We start from the raw sequence: 25,692 nt of genomic DNA, 5'->3' as shown, positions 1-25,692 counted from the left end.
TATGACGGACCTGTGACATTTTTGGCACAGGTCCGTCATTTATGGCGGCCAGACCGCTAAAGTGCATGGAATGTTGAACACTCATCCTTAAGAATTCGCGGAGCAGGGGGGCTTTACGTCGAAATTCCGGGGAGTTCGAATATGAGCAAGTTCAGCAGGGGTGCATTGGGCCTGTGTGTTTCCACCATCGCGTTGGCCGTGTCGGCCGGTGCGGCGCACGCGCAGGAGAGCGAAGCCATCGCTCCCGAGAATGTCGAAGCAAGCGAGGATGGCACGACGATCATCGTGACCGGCTCGCGAATTTCGCGTCCCAATTTCGACACGGTCGAACCGTCGGTCGTGATCAGCGCCGACCAGATCGAATCCCGCGGTTTCGAAACGCTCGGCCAGGCGCTGAACGAACTGCCGGCCTTCGGTGTCCCGGGTAGCAGCCCGGTCGGCGCCGCCCAGTCGAGTTTCGGGCCCGGGCAAAGCTTCGTCAACTTTCTGGGCCTCGGATCAGAGCGCACGCTGACGCTGGTCAACGGCCGTCGCTTCGTCGGTTCGAACACCGCGTCGATCTTTGGTCCGACGGGGCAGGGCGGCAATCAGGTTGATCTCAACGTCATTCCGACCAAGCTCATCGAACGCGTCGAAACGATCGTGATTGGCGGCGCACCGATTTACGGGTCCGATGCCATCGCGGGCACGGTCAATGTCATATTGAAGCGCGACTATGAGGGCGTCGAACTCGACGCGCAGTACGGTATTTCCGGCCGCGGCGACGCAGCCAACTATCGCTTCCGCGGGCTTGCCGGCAAAAACTTCCTCGACGGCCGGGCCAATGTCACGATTTCCGGCGAGTATAACAAGGGCAGGGGTTTGCTGCAGACGGACCGCCCCCGCCTCTATGACGGCGGATTCTACGGTCGTCCGAACGACCCCAACTCGCCGTTCGACAATGTGATCTTCCGCGACCGTCGCATTCCGACGATTTCCGAATTCGGCATCCCGACGCTGTTCGACTTCATTCCGCTCAGCCCGGGGCAGATCGCCGGCATCCCCGGGAATCTCCCGCAAGCTGGATTCGTCGATGCCCAAGGCAACCCGCTACGCTTTGACGCAACCGGCAATTTGATCCCGATCGATTTTGGTACTTCTTTTGGTCCGATCAATGCCAGCGGAAACCCGACATCGTTGGACATCAACTCGTCGGGCGGCAACGGCTTCAGCCTCGTGCCGCTTTCGAACCTGTTGACGGACACCGAACGCTATAGCGCCAACCTGCTGCTGAGCTTCGATCTCACCGACAATATCCGGGTGTTCGGCGAGGGCTGGTACAGCCGCAGCAGGGGCGTCAACCTGCGCGATCAGCCCGAATATAACAGCTATCTGTTCGGTTATGCGGGCGACCCCGCCGGCGCGATCGTCATGAGCACCGATAACCCGTTCCTGACCCCGCAGGCGCGCGCGATCATCCAGGCGCAGGCGCTGGGTGATACCTTCCTGTTGCAGCGGGCGAACACCGACGTGATTTCGGGCCGCTCGACCGGCAATGTCGAGATCCAGCGCTATGTTCTGGGCGTCGATGGCAAATTCAACGGTCTCGGCGGGCGCGAATGGTCCTTCGAAATCGTCGGCAATTATGGCCGGTCGGAGACCAACGGCAAAGTACCGGCGATCGTCACGCAGAATTTCTTCAACGCGGTCGATGCGGTGGACGAGGGCCTCTTCAATGGCGGTCCGGCAAACGGCAATATCATCTGCCGCCCGGGCGCGGTGAATTCGGCGGCCGAGACGGTCAGCTCCACCTGCGCTCCGCTGAACCTTTTCGGCGCGCAGACGTCGCAGGCGGCGCGCGATTATGTCACCGCGATCACCCGCCCTGTGTCGATCAACAAGCAGAAGATCTTCACGGCTTCGCTGACCGGGCCGCTGTTCTCGCTCCCGGGCGGCGATTTCTCGTTCGCGATCGGTTATGAGCATCGCGCGGAATCGCAGGACTTCGATCCGGGTGCATTCCACCGCGGCGACGACGATCCCGATCCGTTGACCGACGCCGACGGCGACGGTGATCCGACCAACGATCGCGTCCCGTTCGGCCAGTCGGTGATCATCCAGCCGCTCAGCGGCAAGTACAATACGGACGAAGTGTTCGGCGAGCTTCGGGCCGCGCTCGTGGGGCCGTCGAACAATGTCCCGCTGATCTATTCGCTCGAGTTGCAGGGCGCGGCACGTTATGTCGATCACTCGACGGCGGGCGGCGACCTGACTTGGACGGCGGGTGCCAGCTGGCAACCGATCCGCGATATCACGATCCGCGGTAATTATACCCGGGCCATTCGTGCACCGTTCATCACCGAAGCGTTCAACCCGTCGAGCAGCTTCTTCGATTTCGCCGACGATCCGTGCGATCAGTTCCTCCAGGATGAAGGCCCGGCTCCGGCTACGCGTGCCGCCAATTGCGCGGCCGACGGAATTCCGGCGAACTTCGACGCGACGTCGGACGATGCCAGCTTCCTTCAGGCCGTGGTGGGTAATCCCAATCTGAAGAATGAAAAATCGAGCGCGTGGACGATCGGTGCGGTGTTGCGTCCGAGCTTTATCCCGCGCCTTTCGATCTCGGTTGACTATGTCGACATCAAGGTGCGTGACGTGATCACGCAGCTCGAAGCAAATGACATCGTCGCAAACTGTTATGATTCCAGTGATTTCCCGAACTCGGAATTCTGCGACCGGTTTACGCGTGACGCCACCAACCAGCTCGACTTCATTTCGACGGGCTATTTCAACGCGGCGGAGCTGCGGTACAAAGGCATTCTGGCGGCGCTCGACTATCGCGTCGCCACGCCGTTCCTCGGCGCCGATTCGAATATCGGGCTGAATGCCAGCTATCAATATCTCGACACGCTGACGTCACGCGCCGATGCGAATTCGGCCTCGGCGACCAACAATGGCGAGGTCGGATATTCGCGGCATCAGGCCGTTGCGACGATCGACTATAACAACAAGGGCTTCAGCACCTTCCTGCAGGCCAATTACACCGGTCCCGCCGTGTTCGATGCCGATGCCAGCGAGACGTTCCAGGACCCGAACGGGGTCGGTAGCTTCGTCTATTTCAACGCGGGCATGACTTATCGGATCGACAAGGCTTTCTCGATCCGCTTCGTGGTCGACAATCTGTTCGACCGCAAGCCGCCGTTCCCGTCGCCGACCGGCGGCGGTACGGTCACATATTTCCCGGGTGTGCTAGGTCGCTATTTCCGCGTCGGAGCCAGTATCGGCTTCTGATTGCTGTCGGCGAAACGGGAAGGGGCGCGCCGGAAACGGCGCGCCTTTTTCTATGGGGCCGGATTGCCGATCGTCACGGCGCCGATCATGTCCACCGTGGCTGGGCCGATCGTCATCGGGTTGCGAACGCCGGGAAGCAACGCGACGTCGAACATTTCGGTGAATTTGCCGCCCAGCAATATCGAGTGATCGACGTTCCCGGTTCGGGTGTCGATAATCAGCACACCGCATTTCGCTGCCAGGCCGCGCTCTTCCAGCCCTTCCTGAATTGCGAGTTCCCTGAACTTGTCTTCGCGGGCCAGCGAGACGGTAACGATGGCCCAGTTGCCGTGAAAGGCGAGGCCGCGCAGGAAGCCCGGGCAGAAGGCGACATCGTCCTGCTTGCCGTTGGCGGGGTCGACCCGGACGATTTGTCCGCGCCCGGAATCGAGTAGCCAGAGCGCACCGTCGTGGACACGAGGACTGTGGGGCATCGTCAAACCGCTCACCACAACCTCGTCGCTCGCGACGTCGATGACGGCGCCGCCGCGCTGCCGAATGGCGCGCCAGCCGTCCTTTTCGTCGGAGATTCCGGCAAGCGTCACGAAGCGCGGTCTGCCGCCGTCCATCGCCAGCCCGTTCAGATGACATCGGTCTTCGGGTGCCAGCGCCGAAATGAATTTGGGCTGCCACACGGGTCGGAAGCTGTGCACGTCGTCGATCGTCGCGAGGCACGAGTAGCGCGAATTGACGAAAATAATCTGGCCGGCCGTATCAACGGACAGTTCGTGTGTATCGAGATAGCCGACGGTGTGCGCGGTGCGCGGGACCAGCGCCATATCGAAAGCGTTGTTCGCATAATGGCCCGGACGCAGCATGTTTTCCAGCCGCCAGATCTGGAACATCGATGCGACGATCAGTCTTCCCCGGTCGTAGCAGAGCCCGGTCGCGCGCGCATATTGTTGCTGGTTGAATGACAAGCGCAGATCTGGACCGACGCCGGCGACGATCAACTGGCCAGTCTGATAGGAGGTAAAAGCCAGCGAGAGTTTTTGTGCCAGCATCCAGTCGGCGAGGCCGGCGGAAATCGAAATCGGAGCATCCCCGGGATCGTGTCGCGCGGGATCGGCAATGGTGGCAGCCAATTCCGACAGTTTCTTGTCCTGCACATATCCTCCCTGGCCGGGAAGCGCCGACCCGATGGTTGTCCGCCTCTTCCTGCCGCTCTCGCCTACGTCAGGTCTGGCATTGCTGCAAAGATTTATGGTTCCTGCCGTTCGTTGAAGCTCGACCGCTCGCTCACGAGATCGCGGACATCGGGGCGCTCGACGCCGGACGATTGAAACCGTCGGGGACAGTCGATAGGGCGGGCAGATGGCTCACCGCTCGGCCCCCTATCATTCTGTCGTTTCGGCGCAGGCTTCATGACGCTTTCCTCGGGATCCTTGTTCGCGCTGGGCCTGTTCGCCGCGCTCTGGCTGCTCGCCGGATTGTGGGCGACCGTGCGCGGGATCGCAATGCAGCGGCGCTCGGCGTTCGTCGCGGGGCAGACCGAACGGCTCGCGAGCCTCGTCGAGGCATCGCCGCAGCTTCCGGTGATCGTCCGCGCCGACTGGCGGATCGAGGCAAGCGAGCGGCTCGGACGCTGGCTGGGGCTCGAACGCGGCCCGCGCAATTTCGACGAGCTGCGCGGACTCGGCAGCGGGCTCGACGTGCAGGGGCATGACGCGCTACGCCAGGCGATCCTCGGCGCGCAGCGCGGCGCGAAGCCTTTCGTGCTGAGCCTGAAGCCCGAGGCGAGCAATCGCACGATCATTGTCCATGGCGCCGCCGCGCCGCACGCGGTCGGCGGCGCGGGCAGCGTGCTGCTGTGGCTGAGCGACGCGACCGACGGGCAGCAGGCGCTCGCACTCGCACGCAGCGAGCGCGACGAGGCGATGGCCGCGTTCGAGGCGCTGTCGGGGCTGATCGAGGCGGCGCCGTTCCCGATGTGGTTTCGCGACACCGACCTGAACCTCGCACTCGTCAACAGCGCCTATGTCCGCGCGGTCGAAGCGAAGAGCGCGGTTGCGGTGATCGATGGCGGGATCGAATTGTGCGAAACCGTTGCCGGCGTCAGCGCCGCCGAGGCCGCCGACGAAGCGCGCATCGCCGGATCGGCGCAGGTTCGCACGATCCCGGTGACGATCGAGGGCGAGCGGCGGATCATGCGCGTCGTCGACGTGCCGCTGGCTCCCGAAGGCGGCCGGGTGATCGGGATCGCGGGCTATGCGATCGATATCCAGGAACTTGAAAGCGAGCGCGGTGCGCATCGCCGCTTCGTCGATACCCAGCGCGAACTGCTCGACCGGCTGTCCGCGGCGGTCGCGCAATTCGGCCCCGACCAGGGGCTGGCCTTCGCCAACCTGCCGTTCCGCCGCCTGTTCGCGCTCGAGGCCGAGGATGTCGCCGAGGCGCGGCCGTTCGCGCGGCTGCTCGACGCCTGGCGCGAAGGCGGACGGACGCCCGAGGTGCGCAACTATCCCGAATGGCGGCAGGCGCATGTCGACTGGTTCGCGCAGGCCGAGGCGAGCGAAGAGGATTGGTTGCTGCGCGACGGCACCCACCTGCACGTCGTCGCACAGCCGACCCCCGATGGCGGGTTGTTGCTGATCGCCGAGGACAAGACCGAGCAGGTGCAGCTTGCGGGCGCGCGCGACACGCTGCTGCGCGTGCGCACCGCGACCTTCGACAATCTGTTCGAGGCGGTCGCGGTCTTCGCCCCCGACGGGCGGCTGCATCTGTGGAACCAGCGCTTCCGCCGCCTGTGGGGCATCGACGAGGGCACGCTCGCGGCGCATCCGCGCGTCGATGCGCTGATGGGCGGGCTGGCCGACCGGCTCGCGAAACCGAACCAGATCAGCATCGTGCAGGAGGTCATCCGCGCCGCGACGCTGGAACGCCAGCAGCGCGTCGGCGAGGTCCGCTTCGCCGACGGGCGGCATTTCGATTTCGCCTCGATCCCGCTGCCGGACGGCAATGCGCTGCTGATCATGCTCGACATCACCGCGAGCCGGAAGATGGAAGGGGCGCTGCGCGAACGCAACGAGGCGCTCGAAGCCGCCGACAAGGCGAAGACCGCCTTCCTGTCGCGGATGAGCTATGAACTCCGCACGCCGCTCACCTCGATCGGCGGCTTCGGCGAAATGCTGCAGGCGGGCTATGCGGGCAAGCTCGCCGACCAGCAGCGCGCCTATATCGACGCGATCATGGATTCGGTCGCCGTGCTCTCCCGCCAGATCGACAATGTGCTCGACCTTGCGCAGGGCGAGGCGGGAACGCTCGCGGTCGAACGCGCGCCGGTCGATATCGCCGCGCTGCTTGAAGGTGCGCTCGCCGATGCGAAGGGGTTTGCCGACGGCGAAAAGGTCGAGCTGGTCGGCAATATCGCGGCGGACCTCGGGCGCATCGAGGGCGACGCGCCGCGGCTGTCGCGGCTCGTCGCGGGGCTGCTCGACAATGCGGTGCGCTTCACCGCGCCGTCGCGCAAGTCGGGCGCGCGCGTGCTGCTCCACGCCGACGGCGACGCCCGCGGCATCGACATCATCGTGTCCGACAACGGTCCCGGAATGCCCGAAGCGGCGGCGGCGGTCGCGAAGGGCCAGCAGGCGGGGACCGCGACCGGGGGCATCGGCCTCGCGCTCGCGCGCCAGCTCGTCGCGGCGCATGGCGGGACGATGGAAGTGGTGAGCGAGCAGGGGCAGGGCACGCTCGTGCGGATCAGCCTGCCGCGCGGCGCATGACGGATTTCTCTGTGCAATATGACCTCGGCGACGCCGGGCGTATCGGCGCGGCGATCGGGGCGGCGCTCGCGGCGGGCGATGTCGTGCTGCTGTCGGGCGGTCTCGGCGCAGGCAAGACGACGCTCGCGCGCGCGATGCTGAAGGCGCGGGGGCTTGCGGGCGAGGCGCCGAGCCCGACCTTCGCGATCGTCCAGCCCTATGCGCCGCCCGAGGTCGACCTGCCGATCGCGCACGTCGATCTCTACCGGATCGAAGGCGAGCACGAACTGATCGAACTCGGCCTCGACGACTATCTTTACGACGGCGCGCTCCTGATCGAATGGCCCGAACGGCTGGGCGGCGAAGGCTGGCCGGACGCGCTGCTGCTCGGGATTTCGGGGGAGGGCGACGCGCGCGTCTTGACAGCGTCGGTGCCGCCCGCTTGGGGAGCAAGATGGCCGCTCCGATGATTCCGCCCGCCCATGCCCCGGCTTTCCTTGCCGCGCATGGCTGGGGCGATGCCCAGATTTTGCCGCTCGCCGGCGACGCGTCGTTCCGCCGCTATTTCCGCGTCGTCGACGGCGACCGGCAGGCGGTGCTGATGGATGCACCGCCGCCGCACGAGGACCCGCGGCCGTTCATCGCGGTCGCCGAATATCTGTGCGATCAAGGGCTCAACGCGCCGACGATTATCGCGCGCGATCTCGATCGCGGGCTGCTCCTGATCGAGGATTTCGGCAACGTGCGGCTGCGCGAGACGGTCGACGAAAAGCTGCACACCGAGGCGGACTATTACGCGGGCCTGACCGATCTACTGGTCCATCTCCACGCGCAGCCGGCGATGGACGGGCTGCCGGTGCACGGCCTCGAACAATGGCTCGACGAAGTGATGCTGTTCAGCGACTGGTATTGCCCGGCGCTGGACATCGACGTCGATCGCGACGCCTTCCGCGCGGCGTGGGAACAGGTGCTGGCGCCGGTCGAGGCCGATGGCCTGCCGCGCGTCACCGTGCTGCGCGATTTCCATGCCGAGAATATCATGCTGGTCGAAGGGCGGGACGGCATCGCGCATTACGGCCTGCTCGATTTCCAGGACGCGCTCGTCGGGCACCCGGCCTACGACCTCGCCTCGGTGCTCGAGGATGCGCGGCGCGACGTGAGCCCGGCGGTCGAGACGGCGATGCTTGCGCGCTATCAGTCGGTGACGGGGCGGAATATCGAGGCCGCCTATTGGGCGCTCGCCGCGCAGCGCAACACGCGCATCCTCGGCGTTTTCGTTCGCCTGTGGAAACGCGACAACAAGCCGCATTACAGGGGCTTCCAGCCGCGCATGTGGGGTCTGCTCGAACGCGACCTCGCGCACCCCGCGCTTGTCCCCGTCCGGCAATGGTTCGACGCCAATGTCCCCGCTTCGAAACGGGCGGAGGCGTGGAAATGAGCGTGAAGATCGAAAGCGCGATGGTGATGGCGGCGGGGCTCGGCAAGCGGATGCGTCCGCTGACCGCGACGCGGCCCAAGCCGTTGGTGCGCGTCGCGGGCAAGGCGCTGATCGACCACAGCCTCGACCGGATCGAGGCGGCGGGGGTCGGGCACGTCGTCGTCAATGTCCATTATCTGGCCGACGCGCTCGAAGCGCATCTCGCGGCGCAGAAGCGCAAGTTCACGATCGCGATTTCGGACGAGCGCGGCCTGTTGCTCGAAACCGGGGGCGGGATGGTCAAGGCGCTGCCGCAGCTCAGGGGCGACCCGATCCTGATCGTCAACAGCGACAATATCTGGACCGACGGGCCCGAGGACAGCATCCGGCACCTCGCACGCCACTGGGACGGCGAGCGGATGGATGCGCTGCTGCTTCTGATCCGGCAGGCGAGCGCGACGGGGCATGGCGGACGCGGCGATTTCCATATGGACCCCGCGGGACGTCTGTCACGCCGCAAGCCCGGTCGGATCGCGCCCTTCGTCTATACCGGCATCCAGCTCATCTCGCCGCGCCTGCTCGACGGCGCGCCCGAGGGCGCCTTTTCAACGAACATCCTGTGGGATCGCGCGATCGCTGCCGGGCGGCTCTATGGCCTGTCGCACATGGGGCAATGGTTCGACGTCGGCACCCCGGCGAGCATCGCGCCGACCGAAGCCGCGCTAACGGATGGCTGACGGCAAGCCCACCGTCTTCTCCATCCCGGTCCACCGGGCTTTCGCCGATGCGCTCGCTGCCGGACTGATCGACCGCTTTGCGGATGGCGCGCTGGGGCTGGCCGAGGGGCTGGTCCTGCTGCCTAGCAATCGGGCGCGCGGCGCGGTGCAAGCGGCATTTGTACGCGCGGGAGGGCAGGGCCTGCTGATGCCGCGGCTCGCGGTGGTCGGCGACGCCGACCTCGATGAATCGGTCGCACTCGCGCTGGACCCGATCGACGATGCTCCGGTTCCGCCGGCGATCGATCCGCTACGCCGCCGCCTGCTGCTCGCCGAACTGATCGAGCGGTACACGCCCGCGGGCGAACCGCCGATTGCCGGGGCGGCCGCGTTCCAGCTTGCCGACGGACTCGCGCGGGTGATCGACCAGCTGCATTATGAGGAAGCGCGGGTCGCCGACCTCGTCGATCTCGACCTCGGCGCCTTTGCCGGGCACTGGCAGGCGTCGCTTGGGCGGCTGCGGCTGCTCGTCGACCATTGGCCCGCGGTGCTTGCGAAAACCGGCAGCATCGACCGCGCCGAGCGGCGCAACCGGCTGCTCGACCGCGTGACCGCGGGGTGGCGTGCCGTGCCGCCCGCGCGCTTTGTCGTTGCGGCGGGGATCACGACCGCAGCACCCGCGATCGCGCGGTTGCTGCGGACCGTCGCGAACATGGAGCGGGGGATGGTCGTGCTGCCCGGGGTCGATCAGGTCATGACGGTGGAGGAGTGGCAGGCGCTGGGTCCGACGCGGCCCGACCTTGAAGACCCCGCGCGACCGCTGGAGACGCATCCGCAATATCATCTGAAGCTGCTGCTCGATCGCATGGGCATGGCGCGCGACGAGGTGGCCGAATGGGAGGCGGTGTCGGCGTTCGACGGCCCCGCGGCGCGCACGCCGTTCGTTTCGCTGCTTTTCGCACCGGCCGATTATACCGCGCAGTGGCAGGCCGCGGGCGACCTGTCGGCGGCGACCGCGGGGATATCGGGCGCGGTGTTCGCCGACGACGGGCAGGAGGCGCAGGGGATCGCGCTGCTGATGCGGCACGCGGTCGAGACGCCGGGGCGCACCGCGGCGCTGGTGACCCCTGATCGCGGGCTCGCCGAGCGCGTCGCCGCGGCGCTTGCGCGCTGGGGAATATCGGTCGACGATAGCGCGGGGCAGCCCTTGTCGCGCACCCCGCCGGGGGCGCTGCTTTTGCTGCTCGCAAAGCTGGCGGCGGACTTCGATCCGGTCGCGCTGGTGTCGCTGCTGGGGCATCCGCTGGTGCGCAAGGGTGAGGGGCGGACGCTGTGGCTCGATCAGTTGCGTCGCCTCGACCTTCTGCTCCGCGAACCGGGGCTGACGCCGGGATGGGATGGCGTGAGCGCGCGCATCGCCGCGCGTGCGGCCGATCCGAAAGCGCGCGGCCATGGTCGTGCGGTGGAATTGCAGCCGTGGTGGGACGAAGTGTCGGAAACGCTCGGAGCGGCGCTCGCGCCCTTCGCATCGGCATCCGCGCCGCCCGCGACCTTGCTGGCGGCGCTGCAAAAGGGCGTCGAGTGGCTCACCGGCGATGCGGTGTGGGCGGGGCCGGCGGGCCGAATGCTCGCCGAGCTGTTCGACCAGTGGGCGCTCGCGCGCGGTGACGGTCCGGCGCTGGTCGATCCCGCCGATTTTCCCGACATGCTGGGACAATTGCTCGGGCAGGCGAGCGTGCGGCCGCCCTATGGCGGGCATCCGCGGCTTTTCATCTGGGGGCTGCTCGAGGCGCGGTTGCAGCGTGCCGACCTGATGATCCTCGGTGGGCTCGACGAGGGGCGCTGGCCCGCGGCGACGCAGCCCGACCCCTGGCTCGCGCCGGGCATCCGGCGGTTGCTCGGCCTGCCGGCGCCCGAGCGCCAGCAGGGGATGGCGGCGCATGATTTCGCCAGCGCGCTCGCGGCGCGCGAGATCGTCGTCACGCGCGCCGGGCGGAGCGGCGGCGATCCGGCGGTCGCGTCGCGCTTCTGGCTGCGGCTCGCGGCGCTTGCGGGCGATCTGCCCGACCCCGCACCCGACGGGACCCCGCTGACGCGGCTCGCGGCCGAGCTCGACGTGCCCGGGGGAGGCGCGCAGCCGGTCGGGAAACCCGCACCGAAACCGCCTGCCGAAGATCGCCCGCGGCGGATCAGCGTCACCGCGGTCGATCGGCTCGCGCGCGATCCCTTTGCCTTCTACGCCAACCAGATGCTCGGCCTGTCGGCGCTTGATCCGCTGAGCGCCGCGCCCGATCCGCGCTGGCGCGGGACGCGTGTGCATAAATTGTTTGAGGATTGGGTGCGCGGCGGCGCGACGCACGACGGGTTCGAGGCCGAGCTCGCCGCGCTGGCGGGCGACCCGGCGCTCGACGCCATCGCACGCGCCTTCTGGCTGCCGCGCATCGAACCCGCGCTGCGCTGGGCCGCCGGGCGGGTGTGGGACGCGGGCGAACGCAAGCCGCTCGCGGTCGAGGCGCAGGGCGAGATCGGGGTCGACGGGGTGACGCTTCACGGCAAGGCCGACCGGATCGACCGCGACGAAGAGGGCAGGCTCGCGATCGTCGATTATAAATCGGGCGGGGCGCCGAGTGCGAAGGCGGCGTTCGACAAGCTCGACAACCAGCTCGGCCTGCTCGGGCTGATCGCGCGCGAAGGCGGCATGAAGGGCGTCGAGGCGGCGCCGGTCGAAGCCCTCGAATATTGGAGCCTGCGGCCCGACCGCCGCGCGGGCGGTGCTGGCAAGGTGTCGAATACCTATGGATCGCGCAGCGACCTCAAGACCGCCGAAGCGGCGATCGATCACGCCGCCGACGCACTCGCGGCACTCGCGGCGCTCTATCTGTTCGGCGATGCGCCCTTCGTTCCGGGCGAGGCGGCCGGATACGGTGATTACGACCAGCTGATGCGCCGCGACGAATGGTTCGGACGCGGCGAGGAAGGCGCATGACCAGAGCTTCCGGCCTTGCGGAGCTGGATGCGCGGCAGGGCGCCGCCGCCGACCCCGAAAGCCATGTGTGGCTTGGCGCGTCGGCGGGGACAGGAAAGACGCAGGTGCTGTCGGCGCGTGTGCTGCGGCTGATGCTCGACGGCGTGTCGCCCGAGGCTATCCTGTGCATCACCTTCACCAAAGCCGGCGCCGCCGAGATGGCGCACCGCATCCACGAGCGGCTTGCGGCGTGGGTGCGGATGGACGACGGCGACCTCAGGCTCGACCTGCGCGCGCTGGGGCTGGCATGGGACCGGCCGGGGTTGATGGCGCGTGCGCGGTCGCTGTTCGCGACGGTGATCGACAGCCCGGGCGGCGCGATCCGGGTGCAGACGATCCACAGCTTCTGTCAGACCCTGCTCGCGAGCTTCCCGCTCGAGGCCAAGCTGCTCCCCGGCTTTCGCGCGATCGAGGAGGATGAGGCAGCGGCGCTACAGCGGCAGGTGCTCGGCGAGCTGCTCGAAGAGGGTGACGAGCGCGGGCCGCTGCGCGAGGCGGCGGCGATGCTGTCGCGGCGGCTGGGGCAGGAAGCGGCGCTGTCCTTTCTGTCGAGTTGCGCCGCGGTGTTTGGCGGGCCGCGCGCGGCGTTGCCGCCGTCGGCGCATGATTTGCGCGCGGCGTTCGACCTGCCGGCGGGCGATGCCGATGCGTGGATCGCGGACGCGCTTTCGGCGGGCGCGATCGCCGAGGCCGATATCCGCGCGGTCGCGACGAGCGGCGCCGATTGGGGGACGAAGACCGGGCTCGCCTGCTCGGACCTCATGGTCGGCTGGCTGATCGCCGATGCGGCCGCGCGCGCGGCGATGCTGGGCGAACTCATCGGCTGCTTCCTGACGGCGAAGGGCGAGCTGCGCGCCGATTTCGCGGGCGACAAGGGCCGGATGACCGATTGCGTCGACAGCGCGGTGCGGATCGTCGATGCGGCGCAGGTCTTGCTCGGCACCGCGACCGCGATGCGTGTCGCCGACGAACTCGCGGCGGCGTGGAAGTTCGGCAGCCGGTTTGCCGAGGGTTATGCGCTGGCGAAACGCGAGCGCGGGCTCGCCGATTTCGACGACCTGATCACGCTCGCGGGATCGTTGCTGCGCGTCAGCAGCTTCGGCGAATGGGTGCGCTTCAAGCTCGACCAGCGCACCGACCATATCCTCGTCGACGAAGCGCAGGATACGAACATGCGCCAGTGGGGTATCGTCCTGTCGATGGCCGAGGAGTTTTTCGCCGGGGCTGGCGCGAAGGAGGAGCGTATTCGCACGCTCTTCACTGTCGGCGACCGCAAGCAGGCGATCTTCGGTTTCCAGGGGACCGAGCCCAAGGCGTTCGCGACCGCGCGCGACATGTTCCACGCGATGGGCGAAATCGGCGGACAGCCGTTCCGGCAGGTCAATCTTGTCTCCAACTATCGGTCGACCCCCGCGGTGCTGGCTGTGGTCGATGCCTGGCTTGCAGCCGGGGGCGCCGAGGCGATGGGGCTCGACGGCGAGGAGCCGCCGCACCGGCCGTATCGCGAGGTCCATGCGGGACAGGTCGAACTGTGGCAGCCACTACCGGTCGGCAAGGCGCTCGACGCCGAAGCCGAGGAGGGCGGCGACGAGGACGGCGGCGACGCGAGCGCGCCCGCCTCCGACCCCGCCTCGATGCGGCTCGCGCGCGCGATCGCGGGCGAGGTGCAGGACTGGGTCGCGCACGGCAAGGACGGCCGGCCGGTTGCGCCGGGCGATATCATGATCCTCGTGCGCCGCCGCCGCGACCTTGCGGCGCGGATCGTCGCGCGCTTGCAGTCGCTGCATGTCCCGGTCGCGGGGGTCGATCGCTTCGCGTTGACGCAGCCGCTGGCCGTGCAGGACCTGATCGCGGCGATGCGCTTTGCGGTGCAGCCGCTCGACGACCTCAACCTCGCGTCGCTGCTCGTGTCGCCGCTGATCGGCTGGTCGCAGGACGAGCTGTACGCGCGCAGCCACAAGCGCGGGCGCGCCGCGCTGTGGGAGCATCTGCGTGCGGTCGAGAGCGCTATTCCCGCGACGACGATGGCGGCGCTGCGCCACCTGCTCGGCATGGCCGATTTCACGACGCCGTTCCGCTTTCTCGAGACGATCCTGTCGGGGCCGATCGACGGGCGGCGCAAGCTTACCGCGCGGCTGGGGCGCGAGGCGCGCGACCCGATCGACGAACTGCTCAATCAGGCGCTCGCTTTCGAACAGCGCGAGACGGTGTCGCTGCTCGGCTTCCTGACCGCGGTCGAAAGCAGCGGCGCCGACATCAAGCGCCAGACCGAAGCGCGCAGCGATGTCGTTCGCGTGATGACGGTGCACGGGTCGAAAGGCTTGCAGGCGCCGATCGTGATCCTCGCCGACGCGACCGACGATGCGGGGATCGGGCACCGGCCGTTCAGCGTCGACGTCGCGGGGTGGGAGAAACTGCCCGTGTTCGCGGTGCCCGCCGACGAACGACACGGCAAGCTCGCCGCGGCGTATGACGCGGCGGCGCGGGCGGCGGCAGAGGAGCATTGGCGGCTTTTCTATGTCGCGATGACGCGCGCCGAAGAAATCCTGATCGTCGCGGGGGTGACGAAGAAGGCTGACCGGACGATTCCCGAAGCGAGCTGGCACGCGGCGGTCGGGGATGTGCTGTCGGGCATGGGGAGCGAATGGGAGGACGCCGGGCCGGTGTGGGGCCGGCGCCGCATCCACCGCGCGAACGCCGGCAAATGGGCGAAGAAGGAGAAGGCGGCGAAGGTCGCAGCGCCCGCGCTGGCGCTGCCAGGGTGGGCCACGCGGCCCGCGCCCGAGGAAGCGCGTCCGCCGCGTCCGCTCGCGCCCTCGGCGCTCGGCGAGGATGATGTCGCGGTGCCGCCGCAGGGGACAGCACGCGTCGCCGCGGTCGAGCGCGGGCTGCTGCTTCACGCGTTGTTCGAGCGGTTGCCGCCGGTCGCGATCGAGCGGCGGCACGCGGCGGCATCGCGCTGGCTCGCGGCGCAGGCGCCCGCGCTCGACGAGGCGGCGCGGGAGGCGATGGTCGGCGAGGTGCTCGCGGTGCTCGATCACCCGGTGCACGCCGCCCTTTTTGGCCCCGGCAGCCTCGCCGAAGTGCCGTTGTCGGCGGTGGTCGACGGGATGGTCGTCGCGGGGATCGTTGACCGGTTGCTTGTCACCGACGAGGCTGTGACGGTCGTCGATTACAAGACGGGGCGTCATGTGCCCGAAAGCGCCGGGACGGTGGCGCCCGCCTATTTGCGGCAGATGGCGGCCTATCGCGATGCGCTGCGCGTGATCTTCCCCGGCCGCCGGGTCGAGGCTGCCTTGCTCTATTCCGCCGGACCGCAATTGATTGTGCTCGGCGATGCCGTGCTCGACGCACACAAGCCCGGCTTGGCGGCAACCAAGGCGAATTTGCCGGGTTCAGCCCTTGAGCCGGGCGCGCCGACGCCTTAGCTTGGCACCAACAGAGTTTCAGGAGTTCAGACTATGGGTACCAAAGCCATTACCGACGCCAGCTTCCAGGCTGACGTGCTCGACAGCGACACCCCGGTGCTCGTCGATTTCTGGGCCGAATGGTGCGGCCCGTGCAAGATGATCGGCCCGTCGCTCGAAGAAATCTCGGACGAACTCGCGGGCAAGGTCGTTATCGCCAAGCTCAACATCGACGACCATCCCGACGCGCCGAGCAAATATGGCGTGCGTGGCATCCCGACGATGATCCTGTTCAAGAATGGCGAGATCGCCGACACCAAGGTTGGTGCGGCGCCGAAGAGCGCGCTCAAGGGATGGCTCGAAGGCGCGCTGTAAGGCGTCGTGATTGCGCTGGCTTTCGCGCTTGGGCTGCCGCTTGCTTTCGCTGCGGCGGGCGATGGCACGGACAGATGTTTCGACCGTTCGATATCCAACGGCCACCCCGTGATGATCTATCGCGGTGACCGGAAATGCCACGATTTCAGTGCCCCGGCGACCGTGTCCGGTCTGTGGGTAGACGAGTTCGAAGGGCAGCGCCTGATCCCCCAAGGGCGGACTTTGGAGGATGCCGAGCGGGTGCGGCGCGACGTGCGCTCACGTCGTATCTGGTTCTCGACGGACGATGAAACGCGATGGGATGCTCCCGCACCCAAGCGCGGTGGCGGCGGAAGCCAGGTCTACCGGATACGCGTGACGGGGCGTTATGCGCTCAAAGCCGATCCGGCGGCACCCGGCGGCTTCGGACATTTTGGTGTTAGCGACGGCTTGTTCCTTGCTGACCGTGTCATATCGGTCGACCGTCTGGGGGCTGCCGGCCGCTAGCTCCTGTAATCGGCGTTGATGCTGATGTAACCGTGCGTGAGGTCGCACGTCCAGACGGTCGCGCGGCCTTCGCCGAGGCCCAAGTTGGCGCCGACGCGGATGTCCTGACCCTTCAGATGCGCCGCGACCGGCGCTTCGTCATAGCCGTCGACGGGCAAGCCGTCCTTCGCGACCCAATGATCGCCGAAGCGGATTGCGAGGCGGTCGCGATCGGCGGGTTCGCCCGCCTTGCCCACCGCCATCACGACGCGGCCCCAGTTGGCGTCCTCGCCCGCGATCGCGGTCTTCACGAGCGGCGAGTTGGCGATCGCCAGCGCGACGCGCTTCGCGCTGTCGTCGCTCACCGCGCCGGTGACCTGAATCTCGATGAATTTCGATGCGCCTTCGCCGTCGCGCACGACTTGCTGCGCGAGGTCGAGTGCGACGCTGCGGATCGCGGCGTAGAGCGCGTCGGCGCCCGGATCGTCGCGCGTGGTGAGCGTGGCGTTGCCCGCTTGCCCGGTCGCGAAAAGTAATACCGTGTCGCTGGTCGAGGTGTCGCTGTCGACGGTGATGCTGTTGAACGTCCCGCCGGTCGCCTCGCTCAGCATCTCCTGCAACAGCGCGGGCGCGACCGCGGCGTCGGTGAAGATATAGCCGAGCATCGTCGCCATGTCGGGCGCGATCATGCCCGATCCCTTGACGATGCCCGCGACATGGACGGTCGTGCCGCCGACGATGGCGCTGGCGCCCGAACCCTTGGCGAAGGTATCGGTGGTGCCGATCGTTTCGGCCGCCGCTTCCCACGAACAGGATTCGGCGGTGAGCGCGGCCTCGACCCCGGCGCGCGCCTTGTCCTTGGGGAGCGGTACGCCGATGACGCCGGTCGAGCTGACGAAGACTTCGCCTTGTTCGCAGCCGAGGTGGCCGGCGACCTGCGCCATGATCTGTTCGACCGCCTCGCGCCCGCGGTAGCCAGTGAAGGCGTTGCTGTTGCCCGCGTTGACGATCAGCGCGCGGCCCTTGCCGCCCTTCACCTGTTCGCGGCCGAGTTCGACTTCGGACGAGCAGCAAACATTGCGCGTGAAGACGCCGGCGACGGTCGTGCCGGGCGAGAGTTCGACATAGGTGAGGTCGCAGCGGTCCCAAGTCTTGTACTGCGCGCGCGCGACGCGGCGCGTCACCCCGGCGATGTCGGGGAGGGCGGGAAACGAGTCGGGGGCGAGCGGCGAGCGGGTGGTCATGCCCGCCCGCTTAACCGCTACGCCCCCGACGTCAATCAGGCTTTGGGACCGATCAGGCGGGAATGCCGCTGATCGACTTCACTTCCATGAAATCCTTGAGGCCGAACACGCCGCCTTCGCGGCCGTTGCCCGACGCTTTGTAGCCGCCGAACGCCGCGCCCGGACCGGGGCCCCACGCATTGACCGCGACCATGCCGGCGCGCAGCTTCGGCGCGATTTCGGCTGCCTTGGCGGGGTCGCCCGAAACGACGGCCGAGAGGCCATATTCGGTGTCGTTGGCGATATCGACGGCTTCGTCGAGGTCGCCATAGGCCATGATCGTCGCGACGGGGCCGAAGATTTCCTCGTTCGCGATCCGCATGTCGCGCGTGACGCCCGAGAAGACCGTCGGCTTGATATAATAGCCGCGGTTGACGTTCGAGGGCAGGCCGGTGCCGCCGGTTTCGAGCGTCGCGCCTTCGTCGATCGCCGACTGGATCAGCCCCTGGATCTTGTCGAACTGCGCCTTGTTGACGACGGGGCCGATATGGCCGCCTTCGCTCTGCGGATCGCCGACCGACGTGCCGTCGAACATCGCCTTGATGACGCCGACGGCTTCGGCCTCGCGGTCCTTCTGGACGAGGATGCGCGTCGGCGCGATGCAGCTCTGGCCGGTGTTGACCAGCACGCCCTGCACCGTCGGGGGCAGCACCGCGGCGAAATCGGCGTCGGGCAGGACGATGTTCGGCGACTTGCCGCCGAGTTCCTGATGGACGCGCTTGACGGTATCGGCGGCCGCCTTGGCGACGAGGATGCCGGCGCGGGTCGATCCAGTGAAGCTCACCATTTCGATGCCGGGATGCGCGCTGATCGCGTTGCCGACGGTCGGGCCGTCACCTTGCACGAGGTTGAACACGCCGGCCGGAACGCCCGCGGCTTCGAGGATTTCGGCGAAGATTACCGCATTGCCGGGGCATTCTTCGGAGGGCTTAAGCACCATCGTGTTGCCCGCGGCCAGCGCCGGAGCGACCTTCAATGCGATCTGGTTGAGCGGCCAGTTCCACGGCGTGATCATGCCGACGACGCCGATCGGCTCATATGCGATGACGCCCGCGGCATATTTTTCGGTGAAGCTGAAATCCTTCAATGCGGCGATCGTGCCGAGGAAGCCGCCGATGCCGGCGCCGACCTGCGCGGTGCCCGCGAAGCTGACGGGGGCGCCCATTTCCGAAGCCATCGACTTGGCGAGGTCACCCGCGCGCTTCTTATATTCCTCGACGATGCGATTGAGCAGGTCGAGGCGTTCTTCGCGCGTCGTCTGCGAGAAACTCTTGAACGCTTCCTTTGCCGCGGCGACGGCATCGTCGACGTCGGCTGCGGTGCCGAGCACGACGGTCGAGGCCGCTTCTTCGGTCGCGGGGTTGATCACGTCGTGGAGCTTGCCGCCCTTGCTGTCGACCCAGCGGCCGCCGATGTAATTCTGCTTGAGGTGCGTTTCGGTGCTCATCATTCTTCTCCCATCGGCGGTCAATTCCGTCTCGGATTGCTACCTAATCACTGTGCCCGACGAATCAAGCGCGGCCAACTGCCAAAGACGGCAGTTTAACGTTTTTCAGCAGAAAGGCGTGACATCAGGATGGCAGCGCGTGTCGCCTGCCGGCCGATGCTCGGAATGTCGACGGCTTCGCCCGGGGCATGGTCGCCGGTGCTGTACGGCCCGAGTCCTGCGAGCCCGTCGACGTCGGCGGCGACGAAACTGATGTCGCCTGCCCCGCGCTTCAGCGGATCGAGCGGTGCCATTTCGTCGAGGCCAAGGTCGCGGTTTACGCCGTTGAGCTTCGCGAGCAGCGCGCGGTTGCCGTCGGTCGGCGCCATCGACGGATAGCCGCCGGGATCGAACGCGATCTTCGCGTCGGTGCCGGGGGCGTGCTCGGCGACGATCGCCGCCATCTTCGCCTTCACGCGGGCGATCTGTTCGGGTGACAGCGCGCGGAGGTCGCCGCGTGCGACCGCGATCGGTGCGATGATGTTGGTCTTGCCGTTCACCGTGGCGCGGATGCCGCCCGCGTCGAGTTCGGCCTGCTGCCCGCCCGCGATCAGCCCGACGTTGAAGGTCAGGTTCGGTTCGGGAAGCTCGGTGCGGAAACGGTGGATGATGCGCGTGAGTTCATAGATCGCGCCGTCGCCCGCCGCGGCGCTGAAGATGCCCGAGCTGTGCGCGCTCTTGCCCGTCGCGGTGACCGTCCAGCTGTCTGACGAGCGGCGCGCGACCGATCCCATGTCGGCGCCGTTATCGCGGACGAGCCCTTCGAAATCGAGCGCGACGTCGCTGCGCTTGCCCGCGGCGACCAGGTCGGCGCGCGCTTTCTCGATCGGCGTGCCCGAATCCTCCTCGTCGCCGGTCATGTGGATTTCGATATTGGCGTCCTTGAGCGTCCCCGCAGCCTTCATCGCGCGTAACGCCGCGACGATGACAACCATGCCGCCTTTATCGTCGCCCGCGCCGGGACCTTCGCCCATATCGCCCTTGCGGACAAATTTCTGGAAGGGAGAGTCGGGTTCGAACACCGTGTCGAGATGCGCGATGAGCAGCAGGCGTTTCCCGTCGGGCTTGCCCGTGTGCGTCGCGATCAGGTGACCGGCGCGACCGGTGTCGCGCATCGGTTTCCATTCGACCTTGAAGCCGAGCGGTTCGAGTTCGGCGCGCATCATCGCCCCGACCTTTTCGACGCCTTCCAGATTCTGCGATCCGCTGTTCTGGTTCACGAGCTTTTCGAGCAGCGCGAGGCTGCGCGCCTGTTCGGCCGCAACCGTCTTCGCCATGCCGCTCTCGGCTTTGGACAGCTTGGCCTGCGCAGCTGGTGCGAGCGCGAGATGAAGGGCGACGAGGGCGGCAAAAGGCAGTGATTTCATGGGGAGACTCCTCTGGACGTCGCCCTTGTGGCGCCTCGTTTGTCGCGCCGCAAGCGATCAGCCGGGGCGCACCATGAAGATGTCGCCGCCGAGGCTGACGAGGAAGAGGTTGCCCGCGCTGTCCTCGCCGAACGAGGCGATCGAACGGAGCGTTCCGGCATCGGGCGTGAAATCCTCGTTCCGAAGCGCGAAGCGCGAGGAGTCGAGCGTCTTGCGGTCGGCGAAGCTGGCGAAAGGCAACGACCAGATGTTGTTCGATATGAAGTCGGCGAAGACATAATGACCCCGCAAGGCCGTTACCGGACCCCGGTAGACATAACCGCCGGTGATCGAATTGCCCTGTCGCGGGCCGCTGCCGTGCCGATATTCGGCGACGGGATTGAAGCTTTCGTTGACCGGTCCGCTCGACAAGTAAAGCTGCGTCCCTTCCTGGTCGGGCCAGCCGAAATATTTGCCGGATTGTGTCGTCGCGACCATGTCGATTTCTTCGATCATGTCTTGACCGACGTCGCCAATGAGCAAGGTGTTCCCGTGGAAAGAGGCGCGGAAGGGATTGCGGAGGCCGAACGCATAAACATAAGGGTCGCCGATTTTGAAGGATATGTTGCCGGGTGCCGGGGCGTAGTCGCTGCCGCTCGCTCCCACCGTGAAGCGCAATATCTTGCCGCGTTTGGAAAATGTTTGCCGCGCGTCGGACGGGATGCCGCCATCACCGGTGGCGACATAGACGAAGCCATCCGGCCCGAAGCCGATCCAGCCGCCATAGTGAATGCTGGACGGATGAGGCGTGCTCAACACCGTATCATAGACCGTGGACGAATCGGGCCGGCCGAGCGTGTAACGACGCACCTGAAACGCGCCATCGGATGCCGAGACGACAGCGAAAAGCCGCTGCGACGCGGCATGGTCGGGATAGGCGGCCAGCCCGAGCAGCCCGCGTTCGCCGTCGGTCGAAATGTCGGTGATGTCGAGCACGAGCGTCCGGCTGCCGGTGGCGGGGTCGAAGCGGTACACATTGCCGCCCTTTTCGACGACATAGACGCGGCTGTCGCCGGGGATCGGCGCGACATAGAGCGGCTGGTCGAAGCCGGTACCGACGCGTACGACCGCTATGCCATCGCGCGTGTCGGTGACGGTGATGTTGACCGCCTGCGTCGCGACGGCCTTCCCGTCGCTGACCCGCAACTGGACGGCATAGACATTGTCGCCATTCGCATCGGCGGGTGCGTCATAGTCGGGCGCGGTGTTGAAACGCAGCCCCCCCGCCGTCGTGATCGAAAACAGCGCCGCATCGGCGCCGCCGTCGATGGCAAAGGTCAGCGGGTCGCCATCGGGATCGGTCGCCATCGCCTGATAGGCGGCGACCGTGTTTTCCGGGATACTCGCGGTCTGGAGCGAGGTGAAGGCCGGAGGGGTGTTGGCCGCGGGTGGCGTGCCGCCGCCGTCGTTGCTGCCGCCGCAAGCGCTCAGCAGCAGGGGTGCGAGGAGAAAGGCGCGCATCCGCATGATCGAAAACCCCTTTTTGCGTTCTTTTGTTCGCGCAAGGGTGCCACTCGTGGACGAAGGAGGCAAGTCTGGTACCCCTTCGACGATGGGCTCCTCAGCCGGGTTCCTTCACCTCTTCGAAATCGTCGAGCTTTTCCAGCGCATCGCGCGCGACTTTCTGGAGCGCGAAGCGGTTGACCGCGAGCCCCTTCGCGTCGTCGCCGGAGAGCTCGTCGATCGTGAAGGCGACGCGGGTGCGATCGGGCGCCAGATCCTCGAAGGTGAATTTCAGCCCCGTTGCGAGCGCGCCGTCGTCGATGCTGTAGATCAGGTGCGCCTCGCGTGGGATTTCCATCGCGACGGCGACCTTGACCTTATAGGCATCGGGCCGTTCCTTGGGGACCAGCTGGGCAAATCCGGGTTCGCCCTTTTCCGCCACGAGTTCGTAGAGCCGCGTCGAGCCGCCGTTGGTGACGAGGGGCAGGCCGGCAAAGGCGCTGCCGTCGCCGAACATCTTTGCGAACACTTGCTCGCGCGGCGCAGCGACGGTCCGCGTCTGATTGGCCAGTTCGGCAACCTTCCCGCAGCCGGTGGCGAGCAGGAACGCCAAGGCCGGTATCACCATACGCAACATCGAAAATCCCCCCGGAAAAGAAGGTTTTTTTAGCGCGCACGCCTTACCAAAGCGTAATCGCCGTCGCCTCGACGGGCAGCATGTAAAGAGTGTTTGACACGTCAACGTTCCTTCTGTAAAGAGTTCTTTACAGGCAGGGAGCGGGGCGTTGGAAAATCGGGTTCGCGAATATCGGGAAGGGGCGGGCTGGAGCCAGGGTGAACTTGCCCGGCGCCTCGGCGTATCGCGCCAGACGATCAACGCGGTCGAAACCGACAAATATGACCCCAGCCTGCCGCTTGCGCTGCGCATGGCCCGCCTGTTCGGGCTCGAGGTGCGCGAATTGTTCGTCGACCATTGGACGCCGGAGATCGAAGAATGAACAGCATGACCGAGGATAAGCCCGCGAAGTGGAAGCGCACGGGAATGCAGATGCTCGTCGGCGCGCTTGTCGGGGGCGGGGTTATGGCGGCGGTGCTCGCGGCCGCGGGATCGGACCTGCTCGACGCAATGGGGCCCTCGCGCGTGGCGCTGGGCGCGGTCGGCCTCGTCTATGCGCTGATGGCTGCACTCGTCGGCTTCGGCCTTGCGGCGCCGCAGGCTGGCGCGAAACTGCTCAATGTCGCCGATGCTGAGGAATTGCGCGAGGAGCGGCGCGGCATGATGCGGTCGACCATCACGATGGCGGTGCTCGGCGCGGCGCTCGTCCTGCTGGCACTGGCGCGCGGTCCGGGTTTCGCGGCGGGTGTCGTCCCGGCGGGCCTCGCCATGGGAGTGCTGCTCATTGTCTTCGCCGCCGGTGCGGTCGCGTCGTGGCGCTGGCGGAATGATTTCGACGAGCTCAACCACCAATTGGGTCTCGAAGGTTGCTTCTGGGCCTTTTGCCTCAGCTGGGTGCTGCTCACCCTCTGGGGCGCGGCCGATTTCCTCGGCTGGGGCGCGGTGCTGACCCCGATCGACGTCGTCACGACGCTGTCGGCGATGATGCTGCTCGGCGCGTTCGTCGCGATCGGGCGGCGCGGGATGATGACCCGCTGATGTGAAAAAGGGCGCCCGGTTCCCCCGAACCGGACGCCCTTTCCCTTGGCAACGCCGATCCTGCGGATCAGGCGCTGTAGTACATGTCGAACTCGACCGGGCTCGGGGTCTGCTCGAAACGATAGACCTCGTCCCACTTCAGTTCGACATAGGCTTCGATCTGGTCCTTCGAGAAGACGTCGCCCTTCAGCAGGAAGTCATGGTCGGCCAGCAGGCTGTCGAGCGCTTCGCGCAAGCTGCCGCAGACGGTCGGGACTTCGCTCAGTTCCTCGGGCGGCAGGTCGTACAGATTCTTGTCCATCGCGTCGCCGGGGTGGATCTTGTTCTGGATGCCGTCGAGGCCCGCCATCAGAAGCGCCGAATAGCAGAGATAGGGGTTCGCCATCGCGTCGGGGAAACGGAACTCGACGCGCTTCGACTTGGCGCCTGCGCCGTACGGGATGCGGCACGAGGCCGAGCGGTTGCGGCTCGAGTAAGCGAGGAGCACCGGGGCTTCGAAGCCCGGGACGAGGCGCTTGTAGCTGTTCGTCGTCGGGTTGGTGAAAGCGTTGAGCGCCTTGGCATGCTTGACGACGCCGCCGATGAAATAGAGGCACATGTCGCTGAGGCCGGCGTAGCCGTTGCCCGCGAAGAGCGGCTTGCCCTTTTCCCAGATCGAGATGTGGGTGTGCATGCCGCTGCCGTTGTCGTCCTTGATCGGCTTCGGCATGAAGGTCGCGGTCTTGCCATAGGCGTGCGCGACCTGGTGCACGACGTACTTGTAGATCTGCATGCGGTCGGCGGTTTCGGTGAGCGTGCCGAAAGTCAGGCCGAGTTCGTGCTGCGCGGCGGCGACTTCATGGTGATGCTTGTCGCAGGGCAGGCCCATTTCGAGCATCGTCGAGACCATCTCGGCGCGGATGTCGACGGCGCTGTCGACCGGCGCGACGGGGAAATAGCCGCCCTTGGCACGCGGACGGTGCGCGAGGTTGCCGCCTTCATAGCTGCGGCCGGTGTTCGTCGGCAGTTCGATATCGTCGATTTCGAAGCCCGACTTGTTGTAGCCGGTTTCGAAACGCACGTCGTCGAACATGAAGAATTCGGCTTCGGGGCCGACATAGACGGTGTCGCCGATACCGGTCGAGGCGACATAGGCCTCGGCGCGCTTCGCGGTGGTGCGCGGGTCGCGGGCATAGCCTTCGCCGGTCGACGGCTCGACGATGTCGCAGAAGATCACGAGCATCGGGGTGGCCGAGAAGGGATCGTCATAGACGGCGTCGAGGTCGGGCTTGAGGATCATGTCGCTCTCGTTGATCGCCTTCCAGCCTTCGATCGACGAACCGTCGAACATCAGGCCGTCTTCGAGTTCGTCCTCGCCGAGGATCGAGGCGACCATGGTCAGGTGCTGCCACTTGCCCTTGGGGTCGGTGAAGCGCAGGTCGACCCATTCGATGTCGTTTTCCTTGATCCGCGCGATGATATCCTTGGGCTTCGTAGCCATCGTCTATGCTTCCTTCTTGCGAAATGGTCCGGCGTGCCGGGGTGTGTTGGGGTTCCAAAAACCGTGAAAGATTAAAGGGCGTCCTCATTGCGTTCGCCGGTGCGAATGCGGAGCGCGGTTTCGACCGGAATGACAAAGATCTTGCCGTCGCCGATGCGGCCGGTCTGCGCGGCGGCGGCGATCGCCTCCACGACGCGTTCCGCCATCGAGTCCTCGACGATGACTTCGAGCTTCACCTTGGGCAGGAAGTCCACGACATATTCGGCGCCGCGATAGAGTTCGGTATGACCCTTCTGGCGGCCGAAACCCTTGGCTTCGGTGACGGTGATCCCGCTGACACCCACTTCGTGCAGCGCTTCCTTCACTTCGTCGAGCTTGAACGGCTTGATGATCGCCTCAATCTTCTTCACGCTTCTTGTCCCCCTTTGGGCTGGCCGCCGCCCCTTGCGCATCGAGCCGGATCAGCTGGGCTGGCCCGGTTCGTCGAGTCGGTGCGGTGTCCCGCCATCTTGCACCAATCAAAAG

At 66.6% G+C, this 25,692-nt stretch carries 19 protein-coding genes; 11 read left to right on the top strand and 8 right to left on the bottom strand.

What is annotated here, in order from left to right; translation table 11 throughout:
* Positions 1 to 141: 141 nt before the first annotated feature.
* On the top strand, positions 142 to 3,270 hold the full coding sequence (locus ACIPPQ_RS10430; RefSeq protein WP_446544033.1) for a TonB-dependent receptor domain-containing protein: 3,129 nt from the start codon (positions 142 to 144) through the stop codon (positions 3,268 to 3,270).
* 50 nt (positions 3,271 to 3,320) lie between these two features.
* Here ACIPPQ_RS10430 and ACIPPQ_RS10425 read toward each other — a convergent pair whose 3' ends face one another.
* The gene (locus tag ACIPPQ_RS10425) at positions 3,321 to 4,418 is read right to left on the bottom strand and encodes a TIGR03032 family protein (protein ID WP_446544032.1); all 1,098 of its coding nucleotides are present in this window, start codon (positions 4,416 to 4,418) and stop codon (positions 3,321 to 3,323) included.
* A gap of 255 nt (positions 4,419 to 4,673) precedes the next feature.
* Between ACIPPQ_RS10425 and ACIPPQ_RS10420 the strand changes: the two genes are divergently transcribed.
* Genes ACIPPQ_RS10420 through ACIPPQ_RS10385 form a run of 8 tightly spaced genes read left to right on the top strand, consistent with a single transcriptional unit; the run spans position 4,674 to position 16,436 of the window.
* Entirely contained in the window at positions 4,674 to 7,031 is a 2,358-nt protein-coding gene (locus ACIPPQ_RS10420) for a PAS-domain containing protein (protein ID WP_446544031.1), read from the top strand.
* Entirely contained in the window at positions 7,028 to 7,480 is a 453-nt protein-coding gene (gene tsaE, locus ACIPPQ_RS10415; RefSeq protein WP_446544030.1) for a tRNA (adenosine(37)-N6)-threonylcarbamoyltransferase complex ATPase subunit type 1 TsaE, read from the top strand. The genes ACIPPQ_RS10420 and tsaE overlap by 4 nt, the downstream gene beginning before the upstream one ends.
* Positions 7,477 to 8,448, top strand: coding sequence for an aminoglycoside phosphotransferase family protein (locus ACIPPQ_RS10410; RefSeq protein ID WP_446544355.1), 972 nt, complete (start codon positions 7,477 to 7,479; stop codon positions 8,446 to 8,448). The genes tsaE and ACIPPQ_RS10410 overlap by 4 nt, the downstream gene beginning before the upstream one ends.
* Positions 8,445 to 9,164, top strand: coding sequence for a nucleotidyltransferase family protein (locus ACIPPQ_RS10405; protein WP_446544029.1), 720 nt, complete (start codon positions 8,445 to 8,447; stop codon positions 9,162 to 9,164). The genes ACIPPQ_RS10410 and ACIPPQ_RS10405 overlap by 4 nt, the downstream gene beginning before the upstream one ends.
* Positions 9,157 to 12,129, top strand: a complete 2,973-nt coding sequence (gene addB, locus ACIPPQ_RS10400; RefSeq protein ID WP_446544028.1) for a double-strand break repair protein AddB — start codon at positions 9,157 to 9,159, stop codon at positions 12,127 to 12,129. Before ACIPPQ_RS10405 ends, addB begins: the two co-directional genes overlap by 8 nt.
* On the top strand, positions 12,126 to 15,596 hold the full coding sequence (addA, locus tag ACIPPQ_RS10395; protein ID WP_446544027.1) for a double-strand break repair helicase AddA: 3,471 nt from the start codon (positions 12,126 to 12,128) through the stop codon (positions 15,594 to 15,596). The genes addB and addA overlap by 4 nt, the downstream gene beginning before the upstream one ends.
* Positions 15,597 to 15,629: 33 nt before the next feature.
* Positions 15,630 to 15,950 carry a thioredoxin TrxA gene (gene trxA, locus ACIPPQ_RS10390; protein WP_327450870.1) on the top strand — a complete coding sequence of 107 codons (321 nt, stop codon included), beginning with the start codon at positions 15,630 to 15,632 and terminating at the stop codon, positions 15,948 to 15,950.
* A gap of 6 nt (positions 15,951 to 15,956) precedes the next feature.
* Positions 15,957 to 16,436 carry a hypothetical protein gene (locus tag ACIPPQ_RS10385; RefSeq protein WP_446544026.1) on the top strand — a complete coding sequence of 160 codons (480 nt, stop codon included), beginning with the start codon at positions 15,957 to 15,959 and terminating at the stop codon, positions 16,434 to 16,436.
* Here the strand turns inward: ACIPPQ_RS10385 and argJ are convergent.
* The 5 genes from argJ to ACIPPQ_RS10360 form a co-directional block, all read right to left on the bottom strand.
* The gene (gene argJ, locus ACIPPQ_RS10380; protein ID WP_446544025.1) at positions 16,433 to 17,659 is read right to left on the bottom strand and encodes a bifunctional glutamate N-acetyltransferase/amino-acid acetyltransferase ArgJ; all 1,227 of its coding nucleotides are present in this window, start codon (positions 17,657 to 17,659) and stop codon (positions 16,433 to 16,435) included. The genes ACIPPQ_RS10385 and argJ overlap by 4 nt on opposite strands.
* Before the next feature lie 52 nt (positions 17,660 to 17,711).
* Positions 17,712 to 19,145, bottom strand: coding sequence for an aldehyde dehydrogenase family protein (locus ACIPPQ_RS10375; RefSeq protein WP_446544024.1), 1,434 nt, complete (start codon positions 19,143 to 19,145; stop codon positions 17,712 to 17,714).
* 95 nt (positions 19,146 to 19,240) lie between these two features.
* Positions 19,241 to 20,551 carry a M20/M25/M40 family metallo-hydrolase gene (locus ACIPPQ_RS10370; protein WP_446544023.1) on the bottom strand — a complete coding sequence of 437 codons (1,311 nt, stop codon included), beginning with the start codon at positions 20,549 to 20,551 and terminating at the stop codon, positions 19,241 to 19,243.
* Positions 20,552 to 20,608: 57 nt separating this feature from the next.
* A complete protein-coding gene (locus ACIPPQ_RS10365) occupies positions 20,609 to 22,057 on the bottom strand; it encodes a PQQ-dependent sugar dehydrogenase (RefSeq protein ID WP_446544022.1) in 1,449 nt (482 codons plus the stop codon).
* A gap of 94 nt (positions 22,058 to 22,151) precedes the next feature.
* A complete protein-coding gene (locus ACIPPQ_RS10360; protein ID WP_446544021.1) occupies positions 22,152 to 22,670 on the bottom strand; it encodes an SRPBCC family protein in 519 nt (172 codons plus the stop codon).
* A gap of 148 nt (positions 22,671 to 22,818) precedes the next feature.
* Between ACIPPQ_RS10360 and ACIPPQ_RS10355 the strand changes: the two genes are divergently transcribed.
* On the top strand, positions 22,819 to 23,031 hold the full coding sequence (locus tag ACIPPQ_RS10355) for a helix-turn-helix transcriptional regulator (protein WP_327450856.1): 213 nt from the start codon (positions 22,819 to 22,821) through the stop codon (positions 23,029 to 23,031).
* A gap of 5 nt (positions 23,032 to 23,036) precedes the next feature.
* Positions 23,037 to 23,687: a hypothetical protein gene (locus ACIPPQ_RS10350; protein ID WP_446544020.1), complete on the top strand. Its 651-nt coding sequence runs from the start codon at positions 23,037 to 23,039 to the stop codon at positions 23,685 to 23,687.
* Positions 23,688 to 23,754: 67 nt separating this feature from the next.
* Here the strand turns inward: ACIPPQ_RS10350 and glnA are convergent, their stop codons facing one another.
* Positions 23,755 to 25,167 carry a type I glutamate--ammonia ligase gene (gene glnA, locus ACIPPQ_RS10345; RefSeq protein ID WP_062176552.1) on the bottom strand — a complete coding sequence of 471 codons (1,413 nt, stop codon included), beginning with the start codon at positions 25,165 to 25,167 and terminating at the stop codon, positions 23,755 to 23,757.
* 71 nt (positions 25,168 to 25,238) lie between these two features.
* On the bottom strand, positions 25,239 to 25,577 hold the full coding sequence (locus ACIPPQ_RS10340) for a P-II family nitrogen regulator (RefSeq protein WP_037518110.1): 339 nt from the start codon (positions 25,575 to 25,577) through the stop codon (positions 25,239 to 25,241).
* Positions 25,578 to 25,692 lie beyond the last annotated feature (115 nt).

The sequence above is a fragment of the Sphingopyxis sp. LARHCG72 genome, from assembly GCF_052871675.1.
This window is presented reverse-complemented; position numbering and strand designations above follow the sequence as displayed.

Coding starts and splice junctions, on each gene's coding strand:
- ACIPPQ_RS10430 (WP_446544033.1), top strand. CDS start 142: ATGAGCAAGTTCAGCAGGGGTGCATTGGGCCTGTGTGTTTCCACCATC.
- ACIPPQ_RS10420 (WP_446544031.1), top strand. CDS start 4,674: ATGACGCTTTCCTCGGGATCCTTGTTCGCGCTGGGCCTGTTCGCCGCG.
- tsaE (WP_446544030.1), top strand. CDS start 7,028: ATGACGGATTTCTCTGTGCAATATGACCTCGGCGACGCCGGGCGTATC.
- ACIPPQ_RS10410 (WP_446544355.1), top strand. CDS start 7,477: ATGATTCCGCCCGCCCATGCCCCGGCTTTCCTTGCCGCGCATGGCTGG.
- ACIPPQ_RS10405 (WP_446544029.1), top strand. CDS start 8,445: ATGAGCGTGAAGATCGAAAGCGCGATGGTGATGGCGGCGGGGCTCGGC.
- addB (WP_446544028.1), top strand. CDS start 9,157: ATGGCTGACGGCAAGCCCACCGTCTTCTCCATCCCGGTCCACCGGGCT.
- addA (WP_446544027.1), top strand. CDS start 12,126: ATGACCAGAGCTTCCGGCCTTGCGGAGCTGGATGCGCGGCAGGGCGCC.
- trxA (WP_327450870.1), top strand. CDS start 15,630: ATGGGTACCAAAGCCATTACCGACGCCAGCTTCCAGGCTGACGTGCTC.
- argJ (WP_446544025.1), bottom strand. CDS start 17,659: ATGACCACCCGCTCGCCGCTCGCCCCCGACTCGTTTCCCGCCCTCCCC.
- ACIPPQ_RS10375 (WP_446544024.1), bottom strand. CDS start 19,145: ATGAGCACCGAAACGCACCTCAAGCAGAATTACATCGGCGGCCGCTGG.
- ACIPPQ_RS10370 (WP_446544023.1), bottom strand. CDS start 20,551: ATGAAATCACTGCCTTTTGCCGCCCTCGTCGCCCTTCATCTCGCGCTC.
- ACIPPQ_RS10365 (WP_446544022.1), bottom strand. CDS start 22,057: ATGCGGATGCGCGCCTTTCTCCTCGCACCCCTGCTGCTGAGCGCTTGC.
- ACIPPQ_RS10360 (WP_446544021.1), bottom strand. CDS start 22,670: ATGTTGCGTATGGTGATACCGGCCTTGGCGTTCCTGCTCGCCACCGGC.
- ACIPPQ_RS10350 (WP_446544020.1), top strand. CDS start 23,037: ATGACCGAGGATAAGCCCGCGAAGTGGAAGCGCACGGGAATGCAGATG.
- glnA (WP_062176552.1), bottom strand. CDS start 25,167: ATGGCTACGAAGCCCAAGGATATCATCGCGCGGATCAAGGAAAACGAC.